The organism is Variovorax sp. LjRoot130, from assembly GCF_964253755.1.
Lineage (GTDB): Bacteria > Pseudomonadota > Gammaproteobacteria > Burkholderiales > Burkholderiaceae_C > Variovorax.
The window spans coordinates 3,145,413-3,162,224 of record NZ_CAXURM020000001.1 but is presented as its reverse complement, the minus strand read 5'-3'; the positions used below and the strand labels follow the sequence as shown (position 1 = coordinate 3,162,224).

At 67.9% G+C, this 16,812-nt stretch carries 14 protein-coding genes and 1 other RNA gene; 11 read left to right on the top strand and 4 right to left on the bottom strand.

The features are described 5' to 3' along the window. Positions 1–5 precede the first annotated feature (5 nt). Together rho and trxA are read right to left on the bottom strand one after the other, a co-directional pair. Positions 6–1,271 (bottom strand): transcription termination factor Rho, encoded by a 1,266-nt coding sequence (gene rho, locus ACSQ86_RS15710; RefSeq protein ID WP_093108876.1) that lies wholly within the window; start codon positions 1,269–1,271, stop codon positions 6–8. A 186-nt stretch (positions 1,272–1,457) separates the two neighbouring features. After that, a complete protein-coding gene (trxA, locus tag ACSQ86_RS15705; protein ID WP_093108875.1) occupies positions 1,458–1,790 on the bottom strand; it encodes a thioredoxin TrxA in 333 nt (110 codons plus the stop codon). Positions 1,791–1,918: 128 nt separating this feature from the next. Between trxA and ACSQ86_RS15700 the strand changes: the two genes are divergently transcribed. From ACSQ86_RS15700 to ACSQ86_RS15685, 4 genes are read left to right on the top strand one after another with little or no spacing between them, the layout of a single operon-like run. Beyond that, on the top strand, positions 1,919–4,468 hold the full coding sequence (locus ACSQ86_RS15700) for a PD-(D/E)XK nuclease family protein (RefSeq protein WP_436309099.1): 2,550 nt from the start codon (positions 1,919–1,921) through the stop codon (positions 4,466–4,468). Further along, entirely contained in the window at positions 4,465–7,719 is a 3,255-nt protein-coding gene (locus tag ACSQ86_RS15695; protein WP_436309098.1) for a UvrD-helicase domain-containing protein, read from the top strand. The genes ACSQ86_RS15700 and ACSQ86_RS15695 overlap by 4 nt, the downstream gene beginning before the upstream one ends. Then, complete coding sequence (locus tag ACSQ86_RS15690) at positions 7,716–8,978, top strand: TIGR03862 family flavoprotein (protein ID WP_436309097.1); 1,263 nt, start codon at positions 7,716–7,718, stop codon at positions 8,976–8,978. The genes ACSQ86_RS15695 and ACSQ86_RS15690 overlap by 4 nt, the downstream gene beginning before the upstream one ends. Before the next feature lie 60 nt (positions 8,979–9,038). Beyond that, on the top strand, positions 9,039–9,320 hold the full coding sequence (locus tag ACSQ86_RS15685; RefSeq protein ID WP_436290204.1) for a hypothetical protein: 282 nt from the start codon (positions 9,039–9,041) through the stop codon (positions 9,318–9,320). 27 nt (positions 9,321–9,347) lie between these two features. Here the strand turns inward: ACSQ86_RS15685 and ffs are convergent. Together ffs and ACSQ86_RS15675 are read right to left on the bottom strand one after the other, a co-directional pair. After that, positions 9,348–9,444, bottom strand: an RNA gene (gene ffs / locus ACSQ86_RS15680) — signal recognition particle sRNA small type. A 39-nt stretch (positions 9,445–9,483) separates the two neighbouring features. Next, positions 9,484–10,602, bottom strand: a complete 1,119-nt coding sequence (locus ACSQ86_RS15675; RefSeq protein ID WP_436304236.1) for a M12 family metallopeptidase — start codon at positions 10,600–10,602, stop codon at positions 9,484–9,486. Positions 10,603–10,717: 115 nt separating this feature from the next. On the opposite strand from ACSQ86_RS15675, the gene dnaX reads away from it, so the two are divergent. The 7 genes from dnaX (at position 10,718) to ACSQ86_RS15640 (ending at position 16,811) form a co-directional block, all read left to right on the top strand. After that, positions 10,718–12,523, top strand: a complete 1,806-nt coding sequence (dnaX, locus tag ACSQ86_RS15670) for a DNA polymerase III subunit gamma/tau (RefSeq protein ID WP_436304235.1) — start codon at positions 10,718–10,720, stop codon at positions 12,521–12,523. A gap of 39 nt (positions 12,524–12,562) precedes the next feature. Then, a complete protein-coding gene (locus tag ACSQ86_RS15665) occupies positions 12,563–12,895 on the top strand; it encodes a YbaB/EbfC family nucleoid-associated protein (protein ID WP_012747441.1) in 333 nt (110 codons plus the stop codon). A 6-nt stretch (positions 12,896–12,901) separates the two neighbouring features. After that, entirely contained in the window at positions 12,902–13,492 is a 591-nt protein-coding gene (gene recR, locus ACSQ86_RS15660; protein WP_436309096.1) for a recombination mediator RecR, read from the top strand. Further along, positions 13,489–13,881: an MAPEG family protein gene (locus tag ACSQ86_RS15655; protein ID WP_093108867.1), complete on the top strand. Its 393-nt coding sequence runs from the start codon at positions 13,489–13,491 to the stop codon at positions 13,879–13,881. The genes recR and ACSQ86_RS15655 overlap by 4 nt, the downstream gene beginning before the upstream one ends. Positions 13,882–13,995: 114 nt before the next feature. Beyond that, a complete protein-coding gene (locus ACSQ86_RS15650; protein WP_436304233.1) occupies positions 13,996–15,030 on the top strand; it encodes an ABC transporter substrate-binding protein in 1,035 nt (344 codons plus the stop codon). Positions 15,031–15,080: 50 nt separating this feature from the next. Continuing rightward, a complete protein-coding gene (locus ACSQ86_RS15645; RefSeq protein WP_436309095.1) occupies positions 15,081–15,977 on the top strand; it encodes an ABC transporter ATP-binding protein in 897 nt (298 codons plus the stop codon). Further along, positions 15,978–16,811 carry an ABC transporter permease gene (locus ACSQ86_RS15640; protein ID WP_093108864.1) on the top strand — a complete coding sequence of 278 codons (834 nt, stop codon included), beginning with the start codon at positions 15,978–15,980 and terminating at the stop codon, positions 16,809–16,811. Position 16,812 lies beyond the last annotated feature (1 nt).

Below are 16,812 nucleotides of genomic sequence, written 5' to 3'. Positions count from 1 at the left end.
GGGGATCAGCCGCCGCGACGCATCATGTCGAAGAACTCGACATTCGTTTTCGTCGCCTTCATGTTCTTCAGCATGAGCTCCATCGCCTCGATCTCGTCCATGTTGTACATGAGCTGGCGCAGGATGCGGGTCTTCTGCAGGATTTCGGGCGGCAGCAGCAGTTCTTCGCGGCGGGTGCCGCTGCGGTTGAGCTGGATCGAGGGAAACACGCGCTTCTCGTAGAGGCGGCGGTCCAGGTGGATTTCGGAGTTGCCGGTGCCCTTGAACTCTTCGAAGATCACTTCGTCCATGCGGCTGCCGGTATCGATCAGCGCGGTGCCGATGATGGTGAGCGAGCCGCCTTCCTCCACGTTGCGCGCGGCGCCGAGGAAGCGCTTGGGACGCTGCAGCGCGTTGGAGTCCACGCCGCCGGTCAGCACCTTGCCCGACGAGGGCACGACGTTGTTGTAGGCGCGGGCGAGGCGGGTGATCGAGTCGAGCAGGATCACCACGTCCTTCTTGAGTTCGACCAGGCGCTTGGCGCGCTCGATCACCATCTCGGCCACGTGCACATGGCGCGCAGCGGGCTCGTCGAAGGTCGAGGCGATGACCTCGCCCTTCACGGTGCGCTGCATCTCGGTCACTTCCTCGGGCCGCTCGTCGACGAGCAGCACCATCATGTGGACCTCGGGATAGTTGGCACTGATCGCATGCGCGATGTGCTGCATCATGACCGTCTTGCCGCTCTTGGGCGGCGCCACCAGCAGCGCGCGCTGGCCTTTGCCGATCGGCGCAATGATGTCGATGATGCGGCCGGTGATGTTCTCTTCGCCCTTGAAGCCGTCGCGCTCGAGCCGCATCAGTTCCTTGGGGAACAGCGGCGTGAGGTTCTCGAACATCACCTTGTGCTTGTTCTGCTCGGGCAGGCCGTCGTTGACCTTGTCGAGCTTGGTCAGCGCGAAGTAGCGTTCGCCGTCCTTGGGCGTGCGCACCTCGCCTTCGATCATGTCGCCGGTGTGCAGGTTGAAGCGGCGCACCTGGCTCGGCGAGATGTAGATGTCGTCGGTGCTTGCGGTGAAGCTGGTGTCGGGGCTGCGCAGAAAGCCGAAGCCGTCGGGCAGGATCTCGAGCACGCCGTCGGCGAAAACCTGTTCGCCGGCCTTCGCGCGCTTCTTGATGATCGCGAACATCAGCTCCTGCTTGCGCATGCGGCCGACGTTTTCGATCTCAAGCGCTTCGGCCTGCTTGAGGACTTCGGACACGTGGAGTGCCTTGAGTTCGTTTAAGTGCATGGAATGACCCCGTGCGGGGAAATCTTGTCGGAAAGAACCAGGGGGGAGGTTTGAGGAGAGGCGAGAGATGCCTCACAAACCGGGGAACTCGAACCGGGTGCCTGGAAGGGCCGGTGATCTGCGAGGATTATGACAGGAAAAACGAGGCTGCCGGCGCATTGCGCGCAGGCAGCCGGGAATCAACGCTCAGGCGAGCTGCTGGTCGATGAAGGCGGTGAGCTGAGCCTTGCTCATCGCGCCGACCTTGGTCGCGGCCAGCTGGCCGTCCTTGAACAGCATCAGCGTGGGGATGCCGCGGATGCCGAACTTGGCGGGGATGTCGCGGTTCTCGTCCACGTTCATCTTGGCGATCTGCAGCTTGCCTTCGTAGGTGTTGGAGACCTCGTCGAGGATGGGCGCGATCATCTTGCAGGGGCCGCACCATTCGGCCCAGTAGTCCACCAGCACGGGCTTGCCGGACTTGAGCACGTCGGCTTCGAAAGAAGAGTCGGAGATGTGTTTGATGAGTTCGCTGGCCATGTGTGTGTCCTTCTGCGCTGAAAGTTTCGGTGCAGCTAAAGTGCGGGTCATTGTGACAGAAACCAAGTGCCGGCGTGGTCGGCGCGGACGCTATGGCCTCGATAGCCAAAGCCCTACACCAACATCCGATGCAGTCCTCTGAGCGCCACCCCGCGCACGTGCTTTGGTGCGACCCGGCCGATGGCCTCGTCGGCCGGATCGCGCGCATGCTGGCCGAGCGCGGATTGCATGCCGCGCGCACCGTGGTGCTGGTGCCCTACGCGCAATTGATGCAGGTGGCGCGCGCCATGTGGGCCGCGTGCGGCACGCCGGGCTTCGCACCGCGCTTCGAGACCACGCGCAACTGGGCGCGCAGCGCCGGGGGCTTCGTGCCCGCCGTGGACGACATCGCCTTCGACATGGCGCGCGACCTGCTCACGGCGCAGTCGCTGCTGTCCCGCGCGGGCTTTGCGGCATCGCGCATCGCGCTGGCGGGCCGACTGGTCGAGATCGCGCTGCAGCTCGCGCCGCTGGCCGCGGCCGAACATCCGGACGAACGCGCGGCCTGGGCCCAGCGCGTGCGCGGCGCCATCGATGCCGGCAGGGGCTCGGAGTGGTTCGACATCGAGAGCGCGTTGAACGGCATCGCGCTCGCCTGGGCTGCCAGCTCCGGTTATGCGACCGACGTGCTGCTGGGCGGCGGCGCGCTGGCCCAGGTCGACCAGTTGATCGTGCTCGACGGCCTGCAAAGCGATCCGCTCACGAACAAGCTCGCGGCGCTGTTCGGCGAGCGCGTACTGCACTTTCCGCTGGCGACGCTGGACGCGCCCGCGTGCACCGCGGCTCTCCATCCCGCGGCCGACCCCGAAGACGAGGCCCAGCGTGCCGCGGCCTGCGTGCTGCGCCACCTGGCCGAGGGCCGCGCGCCCGTGGCGCTGGTAGCCACCGACCGTGCGCTCACGCGCCGCATCAGCGCCCAGCTGGCCGCGCAGGGGGTAGCGCCGCGCGATGAAACCGGCTGGAAGCTCTCGACCACGCGCGCGGCTGCCACCCTGATGAGCGCTCTGCGCGCCTGCGCCCACGATGCCTCCAGCGACCAGGTGCTCGATTGGCTCAAGAGCGCCAGCGTCCTCGACGGCCGTTCGGTCCGGGCGCTGGAGGCGCGTCTGCGCGATCGCGGCATGCGTGATTGGCACAGCTGGTGCGCCGTCGTTGCGGCGAGCGAGAAGCCGCAGGACCTGGGCCTGCTGCCTTTCACCAACGACGTCGAAGCCCAACGCGCGGCGCTGGCCCGCACCCGACCGCTTGCCGAATGGCTCGCCTCCACGCGCGCGCTGCTCGAAGCCGGCGGCCAGTGGGCCGCGCTGCATGGCGACGTGGTCGGCATCGAAGTCATCGCGGCGCTCTATCTGGATGCCGACGAAGGGGAGATTCGCGGTGCGCGCTGCACCCTGGCAGAGTTCACCGCCTGGGTGCGCGACGTGCTCGAAGCCGCCAGCGTGCGCCTGCCGTCCGACGCGGATTCGCCGCAGGTTGTGGTCCTGCCGTTGCACCAGTTGCTGGGCCGCGCCTTCGGTGCCGTCGTGGTGCCGGGTTGCGACGACCAGCGCCTGCCCGCGTCGCCCGAGCCGCCGGGCGACTGGAATCCGGCGCAGCGCCTCGCGCTCGCGCTGTCGTCGCGCGAAGCGCTGGAGGCCGCCCAGCGCGCCGCGTGGGCCATTGCATTGCGTGCGCCGTACTGCGATCTGCTGTGGCGGCAGTTCGATGCCAGCGGCGAACCCGTGCGCCCCAGCGCGCTCGTGCAGATGCTGCATCTCGACCAGTCGGCGGCCGACGCCGATGACCCGCGCACGCCGGTGCAAGTGGCCGCGCGACCGACACCGCGGCCGCAGCCGCACGGCGATGCGCTCGTGCCCGCCACGCTGTCGTCGACGGCTTACGAGGATCTGCGCCGCTGCCCCTACCGTTTCTTTGCGCTGCGCCAGCTCGGCCTTCGCAGCAGCGACGAACTCGATGCGGAAGTCGACAAGCGCGATTTCGGCAACTGGTTGCACGCAGTGCTGGGCCATTTCCATGAGGCCTTGAAAGAAGCGCCGACCGCCGAGCTGCCCGCCAGGCTCGCGCTGATGGCCCTCGCGGAGCAGGAGGCGACGCGCGAATTCGGCCTCTCGGAGGCCGAGTTCCTTCCTTTCGCCGCGGCCTGGCCTGCGGTGCGCGACGGCTACCTGGCCTGGCTGGCCGGGCACGAGGCCGGCGAAGGCGCCGTGTTCGTCGAGGCCGAGCCGTGGAAGGAGGTTTCGTTGGGCAGCGTGAAACTGGTCGGTCGCCTCGACCGCGTCGATGCCACGCCCGATGGACGGGCCTTCGTGATCGACTACAAGACCGAGTCCGTCGACAAGACAAGGGATCGCGTCAAGGACCCGATCGAAGACACCCAGCTCGCCTTCTACGCCGCGCTCTTCCCCGACGACAGCCTGCGTGCCGCCTACGTCAACGTCGGCGAAAAAGCCTCCGGCACGCGCACCGTCGAGCAGACCGACGTGATCGCCGCGCGCGACGCGCTGGTGACCGGCGTGATGGACGACCTCGCACGCATCGGCCGCGGCGCCGCATTGCCCGCGCTCGGCGAAGGCACGGTCTGCGAACATTGCACGGCGCGCGGCCTGTGCCGCAAGGATTTCTGGGAGCTGGCGGGATGAGCATTGCCGCCTACGAACACAACGGCGCCCCCGTTGCGCGCGAACGTTTCTACGCGATCGCCTGCGACCCGCGTCGCTCGGTTGCGGTAGAGGCGTGCGCCGGCGCCGGCAAGACCTGGATGCTGGTATCGCGCATCCTGCGCGCCCTGCTAGAGGAAGGAGAGGGCGCCTGCGCGCCGCACGAGATCCTCGCGATCACCTTCACGAAGAAGGCGGCCGGCGAGATGCGCGAGCGGCTGGACCAATGGTTGGAGGCCTTTGCCGAACGTCCGCTGGAACAACTCGTGCCCGAGCTCGTGATGCGCGGCATGGACCGCGCGGCTGCCGAAGCCGGCGCACCGCGGCTCCAGGGGCTCTACCGCGAGCTGCTGTCGAGCGGCCGGCCGGTGCAGTTCCGCACCTTCCATGCCTGGTTCGCCGGCCTGTTGCGCAGCGCTCCGGTGGCGGTGCTCGAACGACTCCGGCTGCCGGCCAACTACCAGCTGCTCGAAGACGATGCCGAGGCGCGCGCGCGCGTTTGGCGCCCCTTCTTCTCGGTCGTGGCGGCGAACGCCGAGGCCTCCGCCGACTACCGCGCGCTGGTTGCGACGCACGGCCGTTCGCAGACCGCCAAGGCGCTCGACGATGCGCTCACGCGGCGCGTCGAATTCGCATTGGCCGACGCGCATCACGCGGTCGACGAGGCCGTGGTGCCGATGGGCGTGATGTATCCGGCGTTCGAGAGCACCGATTCGCCCGACGAGGTTCTGCTTCACGACCCGGCCTCTCGCAGCACACTGATGGCGGCTGCCCGCGCGCTGGGCCGCGCGAGCGCGCCGACCTTTTCGCAGAAGGGCGTCGAGCTCGAACAGGCGCTGACCGAGGGCCGCGCCGCAGGCGTGCTCGACGCGCTGCTCACCCACAAGGGCGAACCGCGCAAGTTCAGCGAGAAGCTCGCGGGCCTGGCGGAGGTGCGTGCGGCGCAGGAGCGCGCGCTGCAGTACTGCGCCGCACGGGCCCAGCACGCCGCCTGGCTGTACCAGCAGCGCATGGCACGGCTGACGCGGCTTCTGATTCGCTGCTTTGCCGAGGTCAAGGCCGCGCACGGCTGGGTCGACATGAACGACGTCGAGCAGGCCGCTCATCTGCTGCTCGGCAACTCGGAACTCTGGGGCTGGGTGCAGGAGCGCCTCGATGCGCGCGTGCGTCATCTGCTCGTCGACGAATTCCAGGACACCAATCCGCTGCAGTGGCAGGCGCTCCATGGCTGGCTCGGCAGCTATGCGGGGGCCGGCGGGCGGCGTCCCGGCGTGTTCATCGTCGGCGATCCGAAGCAGAGCATCTACCGTTTTCGCCGCGCCGAGCCGCAGGTGTTCATCGCGGCCAAGCAGTTCGTCCAGCAGGGCCTCGGCGGCGACCTGCTCAACTGCGACCACACGCACCGCAATGCGCAGGCTGTGGTCGGCCTGGTCAACGCGGTGATGACGGACGCGCAGCAGGCCGGCGAGTTCGGCGGCTTCCGCGACCACACGACCGAATCGCGCGTGTCCGGCGTGGTGCGCAAGCTGCCGCCGATCGCGCGGGACGCGGTGGCTTCCGCCGATGAGGGCAACGGCCTCGACGAGCATGGCGCGCTGCAGTGGCGCGATAGCCTCGACACCCCGCGCGTGCTGCCGGAAGAGCGGCTGCTGCAGAAGGAATGCCAGCAGGCGGCCCGCTGGATCGCCGAGCGCATCGCGGGCGGGCTCGCACCCAGCAGCATCATGGTGCTGGCGCGCCGCCGCAGCCGGCTGGCCGTGCTGCAGGACGAACTGCGCAAGCTGCACATCGCGGTGCAGCAGCCCGAGAAGAACGAGCTCAACGACGCGCCCGAGGTGCAGGACATGGTGGCGCTGCTCGATGCGCTGGTCTCTCCGGACCACGACCTCTCGCTCGCACGCGCGCTGAAATCGCCGCTGTGGAGCATCGACGACGACGCCTTGGTGCAGCTGGCGCTGCGCCAGCGCGCCCGGCCCGCGAGCTGGTTCGAGCTGCTTCAGGCGCCCGACCTGCCCGAGCCGCTGGCCGGCATCGGTCCGCGCCTGCGGCAATGGCAGCAGTGGCTGGCCGCATTGCCGCCGCACGATGCGCTGAGCGCGATCTACCACGATGCCGACGTGCTGGCCAGGTTCGCGGCTGCTGCACCGGCCGCATTGCGCGCCGGGGTGCTGAGCAATCTGCGCGGCCTGGTGGCTGCATCGCTCGAACTCGACGGCGCGCGCTTCGCGACGCCCTATGCGCTGGTGCGCGCGCTGCGCGCCGGCGGTTTGCGTGCACCGTCGATCGCTGCGGCCGATGCGGTGCAGCTTCTCACGGTCCATGGCGCCAAGGGGCTTGAAGCCGAGCTCGTGCTGCTGCTCGACACCGACGCGGCCAGCCAGCGCGCGCAGACCATGGGCGTGCTCGTGAAATGGCCGGGCCATGCCGCGGCGCCCGAGCGCTTCGTGTTCGTCGCAAGCGAAAAGAATCCGCCGGCCTGCAGCGTGGACGACCTTGCAGAAGAGCAGGCTGCCCGGCACCGCGAGGAGATCAACGCGCTCTACGTGGCGACCACGCGGGCGCGAACCGAGCTCGCGCTGTCGGCCGTGACGGCAGCGCGGCCGAATGCCCAGAGCTGGTGGGCGCGCCTGGAGTCACGTTGCGAGCCGATCGCCGACGTGTCGGGCGCAGTGCCCGTCGCTGCTCCGCGCGCGCCCGCCAGTTTCGGCATGCTGAAGCTGCCTGCGCTGCCAACTGCAATGGCCGAGCGCACGCCATCCATCGAGCCCATGGTGCCGGCCGCCGACACGCGCGCCTCGGCGTTCGGCCAGGCCATGCATCGCCTGCTCGAATGGTCCCAGCCCGGCGCGCCGCTGCCGTCGGCGCATGTGCGCGCCGCGGGCCGCGAGTTCGGACTCGACGCCGCCGCTGCGCGTGCTGCGGCCACGATGGCGCAACGCATTCGTTCGGGCGCGGGCGCCTGGGCCTGGGACCCCGCGGCGCTCGACTGGCATGGCAACGAAATCACGCTGATCCACGGCGGGGAAACGCTGCGCATTGATCGCCTGGTGCAGCATCGCGAAAGCGGCACCTGGTGGGTGCTCGATTACAAATCCGCTGCCCGCCCGGAGCACGACGCTGCGCTGATCGCGCAGCTGCAGCGCTACCGCGAAGCGGTGCAGGGCGCCTATCCCGGCGAGACCGTGCGTGCGGCCTTCCTCACCGGGCAGGGCGAACTGGTGACCCTCGAATGACGCAAGAAGAAAAGAAGGTCGCCGTCGTCGGTGGCGGCCCGGCCGGGCTGATGGCGGCCGAAGTGCTGAGCGCGCAGGGCGTGGAAGTGCATCTCTACGACGCCATGCCCTCGGTCGGACGCAAGTTCCTGCTTGCGGGGCGCGGCGGCCTGAACCTCACGCACTCCGAGCCCTTCGACAGTTTTGCCGGCCGCTTCGGCGAGCGCCGCGCGCAGATCGAGCCGCTGCTGCGCAGCTTCGGCCCCGAACAGCTGCGCGAATGGGTCCACGGGCTTGGCATCGAAACCTTCGTCGGCACCTCGGGGCGCGTGTTTCCCACCGACATGAAGGCCGCGCCCTTGCTGCGCGCGTGGATGCATCGCCTGCGCGCGGCCGGCGTGCGTTTCCACATGCGCCATCGCTGGCTGGGCTGGCCCGACGCGGCGTCGCCGTCGACCGCGCTGCGCTTCGCGACGCCAGCCGGCGAGGTCGAGGTGCAGGCCGAAGCCGTGGTGCTGGCGCTCGGTGGTGCCAGCTGGTCTCGACTCGGCTCCGACGGCGCCTGGGTGCCGTGGATCAGCGAGCGCGGCGTGGCGGTGACGCCGCTCGCGCCGGCCAATTGCGGCTTCGATGCCGTCTGGACCGCGCATTTCGCCGAGCGCTTTGCCGGCATGCCGTTCAAGTCGGTCGCGATCGCCTTCACCGATGCCCGCGGCCGTCGCTTTGCGCGCAAGGGCGAATTCGTCGCGACCGCCACCGGCGTCGAAGGCAGCCTGGTTTACGCGGCCTCCGCGTTGCTGCGCGACGAGATCGCAGCGCAGGGCAGCGCCACCTTGCTGCTCGACCTGCTGCCCGATCGCAGTGCCGAGCAGGTGCGCACCGCCGTGCTGCATCCGCGCGGAGCGCGTTCGCTCGCCAGCCATCTGAAGAGCCGGCTCGGTCTCGAGGGCATCAAGACCGGTGTGCTCCACGAAGTGCTCACGCGCGAGCAGATGCATTCGCCCGAGAAGCTGGCCGAGACGATCAAGGCGGTGCCGCTTCGTCTGCTTGCGACCAGACCGATCGATGAAGCGATCAGCACGGCGGGCGGCGTGCGCTTCGACGCGCTCGATGCCCACCTGATGGGCAGCGCGCTCCCCGGCGTGTTCTTCGCGGGCGAGATGCTCGACTGGGAAGCGCCGACCGGCGGCTACCTGCTCACTGCCTCGATGGCCAGCGGCGTGACGGCGGCGCGCGGCGTGATGTCGTACCGGAATACGAAACTGAACACTTCCGATTGACGTGCATTTGTTTGCAGGGCCGCGGACAATGCCACGCTCCTTGAGCCTGACAAAAAGAACATGTACCCGCAGGTCGACATTCAAAAAATCAGAGAGAGATATTTCAACTACAGCGTGAGCATCGGCAAGTCCGACAAGCGTTATGCCCGGCAGGGCCTGCGGTCGATCGCGGAATGCCTGCACGATGCGGCGACCGCGCTGGGTCACCACTTCCCGATTGCGGCCCTCAGCTACGAGGGGCGCGCGCTGGGCTGCTATCACGTCGCGAACATGGAGCACAAGACGGTGGCGCTCGCCGACACGCTTCTTGCCAAGCTCGCGCGGGCGGAAACCGCCGCCTGAGGGCGATGCGGTTTCCTTGGATGTGAGGTTGACGAGCCTTACCCCCGGCACTGACTACGCAGTTAGGGCTGCTTGGTTCCCCACCTGACCCGGTTGGCCACTTCACCATGCGGGGAGGCCCGTCAACCGAGGATTGTAGGCCAGGGCCCGTTACCCCCATGAATCACCAAACCATCAGCGAAGTCTCGAGCGCTGCGTCGGCGTAGTAGAGACGCACGCCGACCAGGTAGTGGCGGCCCTTCTGCAGGCGCATGCTGACGCGCGCATTGAGGTCGGTGCCGCTGTCGTCGTTGCCGGCGATCTGCACGTTGCCGGCCGGCGTGACCTCGAACAGCACCAGCACCGTGTCGGAGGTGCCGAAGGTGCCGATGCTGTAGGTGCGCGTGCGAGTCGGTACGAGTTCGAAGTTGCGGGTTTCGCCGGCCTTGAGTTTGAGCAGTTGCGAGAGCCCGACCTTGAGTGCCGACACCGCCGGGGCCCTGACGCCGGGGTAGGTCTCCACCACCCAGGCCTTGTCGTCATAGGACAAGCCGCCCTTGGGCACGAGCCCGGCCTGGTACTGCGCCGGCGCATCGATGAGCCCGGGCTCGAACTGGTATTCCATGACCGAGTCCGGATCCCAGGTCGTGCCCTTGACCTCGGCCTGCGGGATCTTGCGCAGGATGTTCCACTCGATCTGCGACTCCTGCCAGAAGTTCGGCGGGCCCTGGAAATAGTCGATCACTGCCTGGCGGTTCCAGGTGATGCCGGCATGGGGGTTCTGATGTTCATGCTCGAGACCGAGCGTGTGGCCGATTTCGTGCAGCGCCGTGTCCTGGCCATAGGGGGTGGTGAGCGGCCAGCCGAAATTCATCGTGCGCTGCAGCGGGTCGCGAATGCCGAGCACATCGCGGCCGACGTAGGACCAGGAGCCGTCCTGCGCATCGAAGCCGATGCGCACCGTCGCGTCTTCCGGCGCCTCGACGCGCCGAAAGGCGATGCCGATGCCAAGCTTGGCCCAGGCCTCGAAGGACTCTTCGACCACCCCCGTGTCCTCGTTGCTGCCCTGCCATGCGGCGGGCACTGCGTCGCCGCGTTTGAAACAGTAGTAGGTGAGTTGCGTGCCGTTCACCCATTTCTTGCTCGAAGCGATGATGGCGGAGGCGCGGCCCGCGGAGACGCTGCTGTCGAACTGCCGCGGCGCCTGCACCGGCTGGACGCAGTAGCGGCGAAGCCCGGCATCGCCGGACTGTGCTTTCCTGGCCGCGGCAGTGCGCGCGGCCTTGTGGGTCGCAGTGTGCATGTCGGTCTCCTCGAAGGGCCGTTTCATGCTATGCGCGGAACCGCGAAAATCTATAAGTAAAAAGGCCTATGCCTGGTCGGGCGTTGGCCTCCGGTGGGGCCCCTAAAATGCGTCGATGGCCTATCTCGTGCTCGCTCGCAAACACCGCCCCAAGACTTTCAGCGAGATGGTGGGCCAGGAACATGTCGTTCAGGCGCTCGAAAACGCGCTGACCTCGCAGCGGCTGCACCACGCCTATTTGTTCACCGGCACTCGCGGCGTCGGCAAGACCACCGTTTCGCGCATCCTGGCCAAATCGCTCAACTGCCAGGGCCCGGACGGGCAGGGTGGCATCACCGCCACGCCCTGCGGCGTATGCCAGGCCTGCAAGGACATCGACACCGGCCGCTTCGTCGACTACACCGAGCTCGACGCGGCCTCGAACCGGGGCGTCGACGAGGTCCAGGCCCTGCTGGAGCAGGCGGTCTACAAGCCGGTGCAGGGACGCTTCAAGGTCTTCATGATCGACGAGGTGCACATGCTCACCGGCCATGCGTTCAACGCGATGCTGAAAACGCTGGAAGAGCCGCCGGAATACCTCAAGTTCGTGCTGGCCACCACCGACCCGCAGAAGGTGCCGGTCACCGTGCTGTCGCGCTGCCTGCAGTTCAACCTGCGGCCGATGGCGCCCGAAACCGTGTTCGAGCATCTCACGCGCGTGCTGCAGACCGAGACCGTGCCGGCCGAACCGCATGCGCTGCGCCTGATCGCGCGCGCCGCCCGCGGCTCGATGCGCGACGCGCTTTCGCTGACCGATCAGGCCATCGCTTTCGGCAACGGCGAACTGCTGGAGACCGGCGTGCGCCAGATGCTTGGCAGCGTCGACCGCGGCCACGTGTTCCGCCTGATCGAGGCGCTGGCGCAGGGCGACGGCAAGACGGTGGTCGACACCGCCGAGGCGCTGCGCCGCGACGGCATGTCGGCCGCGTCCACGCTCGAAGAAATGACCGCCGTGCTGCAGGCCATGGCCGTGCTGCAGGCCGTGCCTTCGCGCGCAGAAAGCAACGATGCGACGGATCCCGACGCGGCCGAGACCGCGCGCCTGGCGGCATTGATGCCCGCCGACGAAACGCAGCTGCTCTACAGCCTCTGCCTGCACGGCCGCGGCGAACTGGGCCTGGCGCCCGATGAGTACGCAGCGCTCACGATGGTGTTGCTGCGGCTCCTGGCCTTCAAGCCCACCGGCGCGGCCGGCGCGGAAAAAAAAACTCTGAATGAAGCGCCGCGCGCCGCGGCGCCCGCGCCTCGCGCGCCGCCCGTCGAGGCGGTACGCCCTGCGGTGGCTGCGGTCGTGGCGACTGCCGGCCCTGTCGCGCCGCCCGGCCAGCGGCTGCCGGTGCGGGACGAACCCTCGCTCTCTGCAACGGCTGCCTCCAGGCCGGCGGCCGCTGCCGATCCGGCACCTGCGGCGAAGGTCATGGCCATGCAGGTGCGGGTGCAGCCGCCGCCCGGCGCACGCGAAGCACCGCGCGAAAGCGAATCGGCGCCGATCGTGCCCAGCGAGGAGGGCGACTTCTGGCATGCGACCGTGACGCAGATGGTCGCGGCCGAGGCGATCACCGCGCTTGCGCGCGAACTCGCGCTGCAGTCGCAGCTGGTGGCGCGCGATGTCGACCAGTGGCTGCTGCGCGTCGAGCGCGAATCGCTCAACCAAACGAGCAGCCGGGAGAAGCTGCAGGCTGCGCTCGCGGCGCTGGGTCACAGCGTGAAAATCGCGATCGAGATCGGCGCTGTGGTCGACAGCCCCGCACGCCGCAACAAGCAGGCGGCCGACGAGCGCCAGCGCGTGGCCGAGGAAGCGATCCGCAACGACCCCGAGATTCAGTCGATGATGCGCGACTGGGACGCGAGAATCGTCCCGGGTACGCTCAAGCCCGCCTGAAGCTTTCTTTTTTTCATCCAACTTTCGACAGGACCAACAATGTTCAACAAAGGACAACTGGCCGGCCTCATGAAGCAGGCGCAGGCAATGCAGGACAACCTCAAGAAGGCGCAGGAAGAACTGGCCACCATCGAGGTCGAGGGCGAATCGGGCGCAGGGCTGGTGAAGGTCGTGATGACCTGCAAGCACGACGTCAAGCGCATCACCATCGACCCGAGCCTGCTGGCCGACGACAAGGACATGCTCGAAGACCTGGTGGCCGCGGCCTTCAATGCCGCGGTCCGCAAGGCCGAGGAGACCAGCGAGCAGAAGATGGGCAAGCTAACGGCCGGCATGCCGGGCCTGCCCCCCGGCATGAAGCTGCCCTTCTAGGACTGAATGGCCGATTCCAGTTCGCTCGAGGCGCTGGTCGAAGCGTTGCGCCGCCTGCCCGGCGTCGGCGCCAAGTCGGCCTCGCGCATGGCCTTTCACATGCTGCAGCACGACCGCGAGGGCACGCAACTGCTCGCGCGCGCCCTGCAGCAGGCGGCCACCCATGTGCGTCATTGCGAACGCTGCAACACCTTCACCGAGGCGCCGGTCTGCAGCGTGTGCCTCGACTCGCGCCGCGATGCCAGCAAGCTGTGCGTGGTGGAGACGCCGGCCGACCAGGCCGCACTCGAGCGCACGGGCGCGTTTCGCGGCTATTACTTCGTGCTGATGGGCAAGCTCAGTCCGCTCGACGGTATCGGGCCGAAGGACATCGGCCTGGCGCGGCTGTTCGAGCGCGCGCTCGACGGCACGGTGAGCGAGGTGATCCTCGCCACCAACTTCACCGCCGAGGGCGAGGCCACGGCGCACGTGATCGGCGAAGAGCTCAGGCAACGCGGCCTGACGGTGACGAGGCTCGCGCGCGGCGTGCCGGCCGGCAGCGAACTCGAGTACGTCGACCTCGGCACCATCGCCCACGCGCTGGTCGACAGGAGATGAACCCACCCTCGTTGACGCTGGCGTACTGGTGCTTGCTGGTCGCGGTGGCCTTGCCCTATGCCGCGGCCTACATCGCCAAGATCGGGAGCTTCAGGCGGCGCGACAACGAGACGCCGCGCGAATGGGCCGCGCGCCAGAGCGGCTGGCGCGCGCGCGCCATGGGCGCGCAGTCCAACAGCTTCGAGGGCCTTCCCTTTTTCATCGGCGCGGTGATCATCGCCCATCAACTCGGTGCGGCGCAGGCGCAGTTGGACCTGCTGGCTATCGCCTATGTGATGCTGCGCATTGCCTATATCGCGCTCTACATCGCAGGCATCGGTACGGCGCGCAGTGCGGTCTGGGCACTCGCGTTTCTGGCCAACATCGCGATCGTGTTCGCCGGCCGCTAGCGGCTTCGTGTTTACGTGAAAACCCGCACGGGGATGTTCCCGATGCAGGCGCTGGGGGGCGCCCCTAAGCTCGATTCGATTCCGAAAGAAACCAAAAGGCCGCGGGTTCACTTCATGCTCAATCGCCGTACTTTCACCGCCGCCGCCACTCTGGGTGCTGCCTCCATCGCGACGCCGCTGGTCCACGCGCAGGCCAAGCTGGAAAAGTCGAAGATCTCCATCGCCGTCGGCGGCAAGGCCGCCTTCTACTACCTCCCGCTCACCATCTCCGAACAGCTCGGCTACTTCAAGGCCGAAGGCCTCGATGTCGAGATCTCCGACTTCGCCGGCGGCGCGCGTGCGCTGCAGGCGGTGGTGGGCGGCTCGGCCGATGTGTGCTCGGGTGCCTACGAACACACCATCAACCTGCAGGCGAAGAACCAGTTCTTCCAGTCCTTCGTGCTGCAGGGCCGCGCGCCGCAGATCGCGATCGGCGTGTCGACCAAGAACATGGCGAACTACATGACCATCGCCGACCTCAAGGGCAAGAAGATCGGTGTCTCGGCGCCTGGCTCGTCCACCAACATGGTGGCCAACCTCGTGCTGTCGCGCGGCGGTCTGAAGGCCAGCGACGTGAGCTTCATCGGCGTGGGCGTCGCGGCCGGCGCGCTGACGGCGCTGCGCTCCGGCCAGATCGACGCCATCAGCAACACCGACCCGGTGATGACGATGCTCGAACAGAAGGGCGACGTGAAGATCATCAGCGACACGCGCACGCTGAAGGGAACGCAGGAGGTCTTCGGCGGCCCGATGCCGGCCGGCTGCCTCTATGCGCCGACGGAATTCATCCAGAAGCATCCCAACACCTGCCAGGCGCTCGCCAATGCCATCGTGCACGGGCTCAAGTGGCTGCAGACCGCGGGGCCGGGCGACATCATCAAGACCGTGCCCGAAACCTACCTGCTCGGCGATCGCGCGCTGTACTTGGCGTCGTTCGACAAGGTGCGCGAGGCCATCGCCATAGACGGACTGATACCGGCCGAGGGGCCGAAGACCGCGCTCGGTGCCATCGCAAGCTTCGACCCGACCGTGAAGGCCGACAAGATCGACCTCGCGAAGACATACACCAACGATTTTGCGCGGCGCGCGAAGGACAGGTTCAAAGCCTGACCCGAACGTTCTGCAACCCGGCTTCGGCCGGGTTTTTTTGTTTCCACCCCATGTCCAGCTACGCGCTCGAACTCCTCGACATCAGCTGCACCTTCCGCTCGAAGGACGAGCACGGCCAGCGCTACACCGCTGTCGCCGGCACGACGCTGCGCGTCCGTGAGGGCGAGTTCGTCTCGGTGGTCGGTCCCACGGGTTGCGGCAAGTCGACCTTGCTCAACGTCGGTGCGGGCCTGCTCGAACCGTCCTCGGGCACGATCAAGGTGTTCGGCCAGCCGCTCGCGGGCATCAATGCGCGGGCCGGCTACATGTTCCAGACCGAGGCGCTCATGCCGTGGCGCAGCACGCTCGCCAACGTGATGGTGGGCCTGCAGTACCGCGGCGTGCCGGATGCGGAGGCGAGGGCGCAGGCCGAGCAATGGCTCACTCGGGTCGGCCTCACCGGCTTCGGCGATCTCTATCCGCACCAGCTCTCCGGCGGCATGCGCAAGCGCACGGCGCTCGCGCAGGTGCTGGCGCTGGACCCGGACATCATCCTGATGGACGAACCCTTCAGCGCGCTCGACGTCCAGACGCGGCAGCTGATGGAGAACGAGGTGCTCGAGCTCTGGGCCGCCCCGAGCGCCGGGCGCCGGGCCACCCCAAGGCCGGTGCTCACCCCCTCGGGGGGTGGGCGCGAAGCGCCCGGGGGCCCACAAGGACGAAAAGCGGTGCTCTTCATCACCCACGACCTCGATGAAGCGATCGCGATGAGCGACCGCGTGGTGGTGCTCTCGGCCGGGCCGGCCACGCACCCGATCGGCGAGTTCGCGATCGACCTTCCGCGCCCGCGCGACGTGGCCGAGGTGCGCACCCATCCGCGCTTCGTCGAACTGCACACGCAGATCTGGAACGTGCTGCGCCACGAGGTGCTCAAGGGCTATGCGCAGCAACTGAGGAAGGCGGCCTGAATGAGTTTCAGGCCCCATGAAGGCAATGCGCGCTTCTGGCAGATGGCGCTGCTGATCGTGCTGCTGCTGCTATGGCACCTGCTCTCGCGCGACCAGCAGTTCGCTTTCTTCCTCGGCGAACCGATCAAGGTCGCGGGCCGGGTGTGGAGCTGGTTCCTGCCTTTCGCCGTGCCGCCGAACCTGCTGTTTCCCGACGGGCTGCCGGGCAATGCCGACATCTACCGGCACCTCGGCACCACGCTGCTCGAGACCGTGCTGGCCTTCGGTATCGGCACGCTGCTGGGGCTGGCCTGCGGGCTCTGGCTGGCGCTGGCGCCGACCGCAAGCCTGATCCTCGACCCCTACATCAAGGCCGCGAACTCGATGCCGCGCGTGATCCTGGCGCCGATCTTCGCGCTGTGGTTCGGCCTGGGCATCTGGAGCAAGGTGGCGCTCGCGGTCACGCTGGTGTTCTTCATCGTGTTCTTCAACGTCTACCAGGGCGTGCGCGAAGTGAGCCCGGTGGTGCTGGCCAACGCGCGCATGCTGGGCGCCAACCAGCGGCAGCTGCTGCGCACGGTGTACCTGCCGAGCGCGACCAGCTGGGTGTTCTCAAGCCTGCACACCTCGGTGGGGCTGGCTTTCGTCGGTGCGGTGGTGGGCGAGTACCTGGGTTCGGCGCGCGGCGTCGGCTACCTGATCCTGCAGGCCGAAGGCACTTTCGACGTCAACACCGTCTTCGCCGGCATCGTGGTGTTGACGGCGTTCGCGCTGGCGCTCGACGGTATCGTCGGCATCATCGAAACGCGCCTCATGAAATGGCAGCCGCGCAGCGGCGAGACCGAGAAGCTCTGAC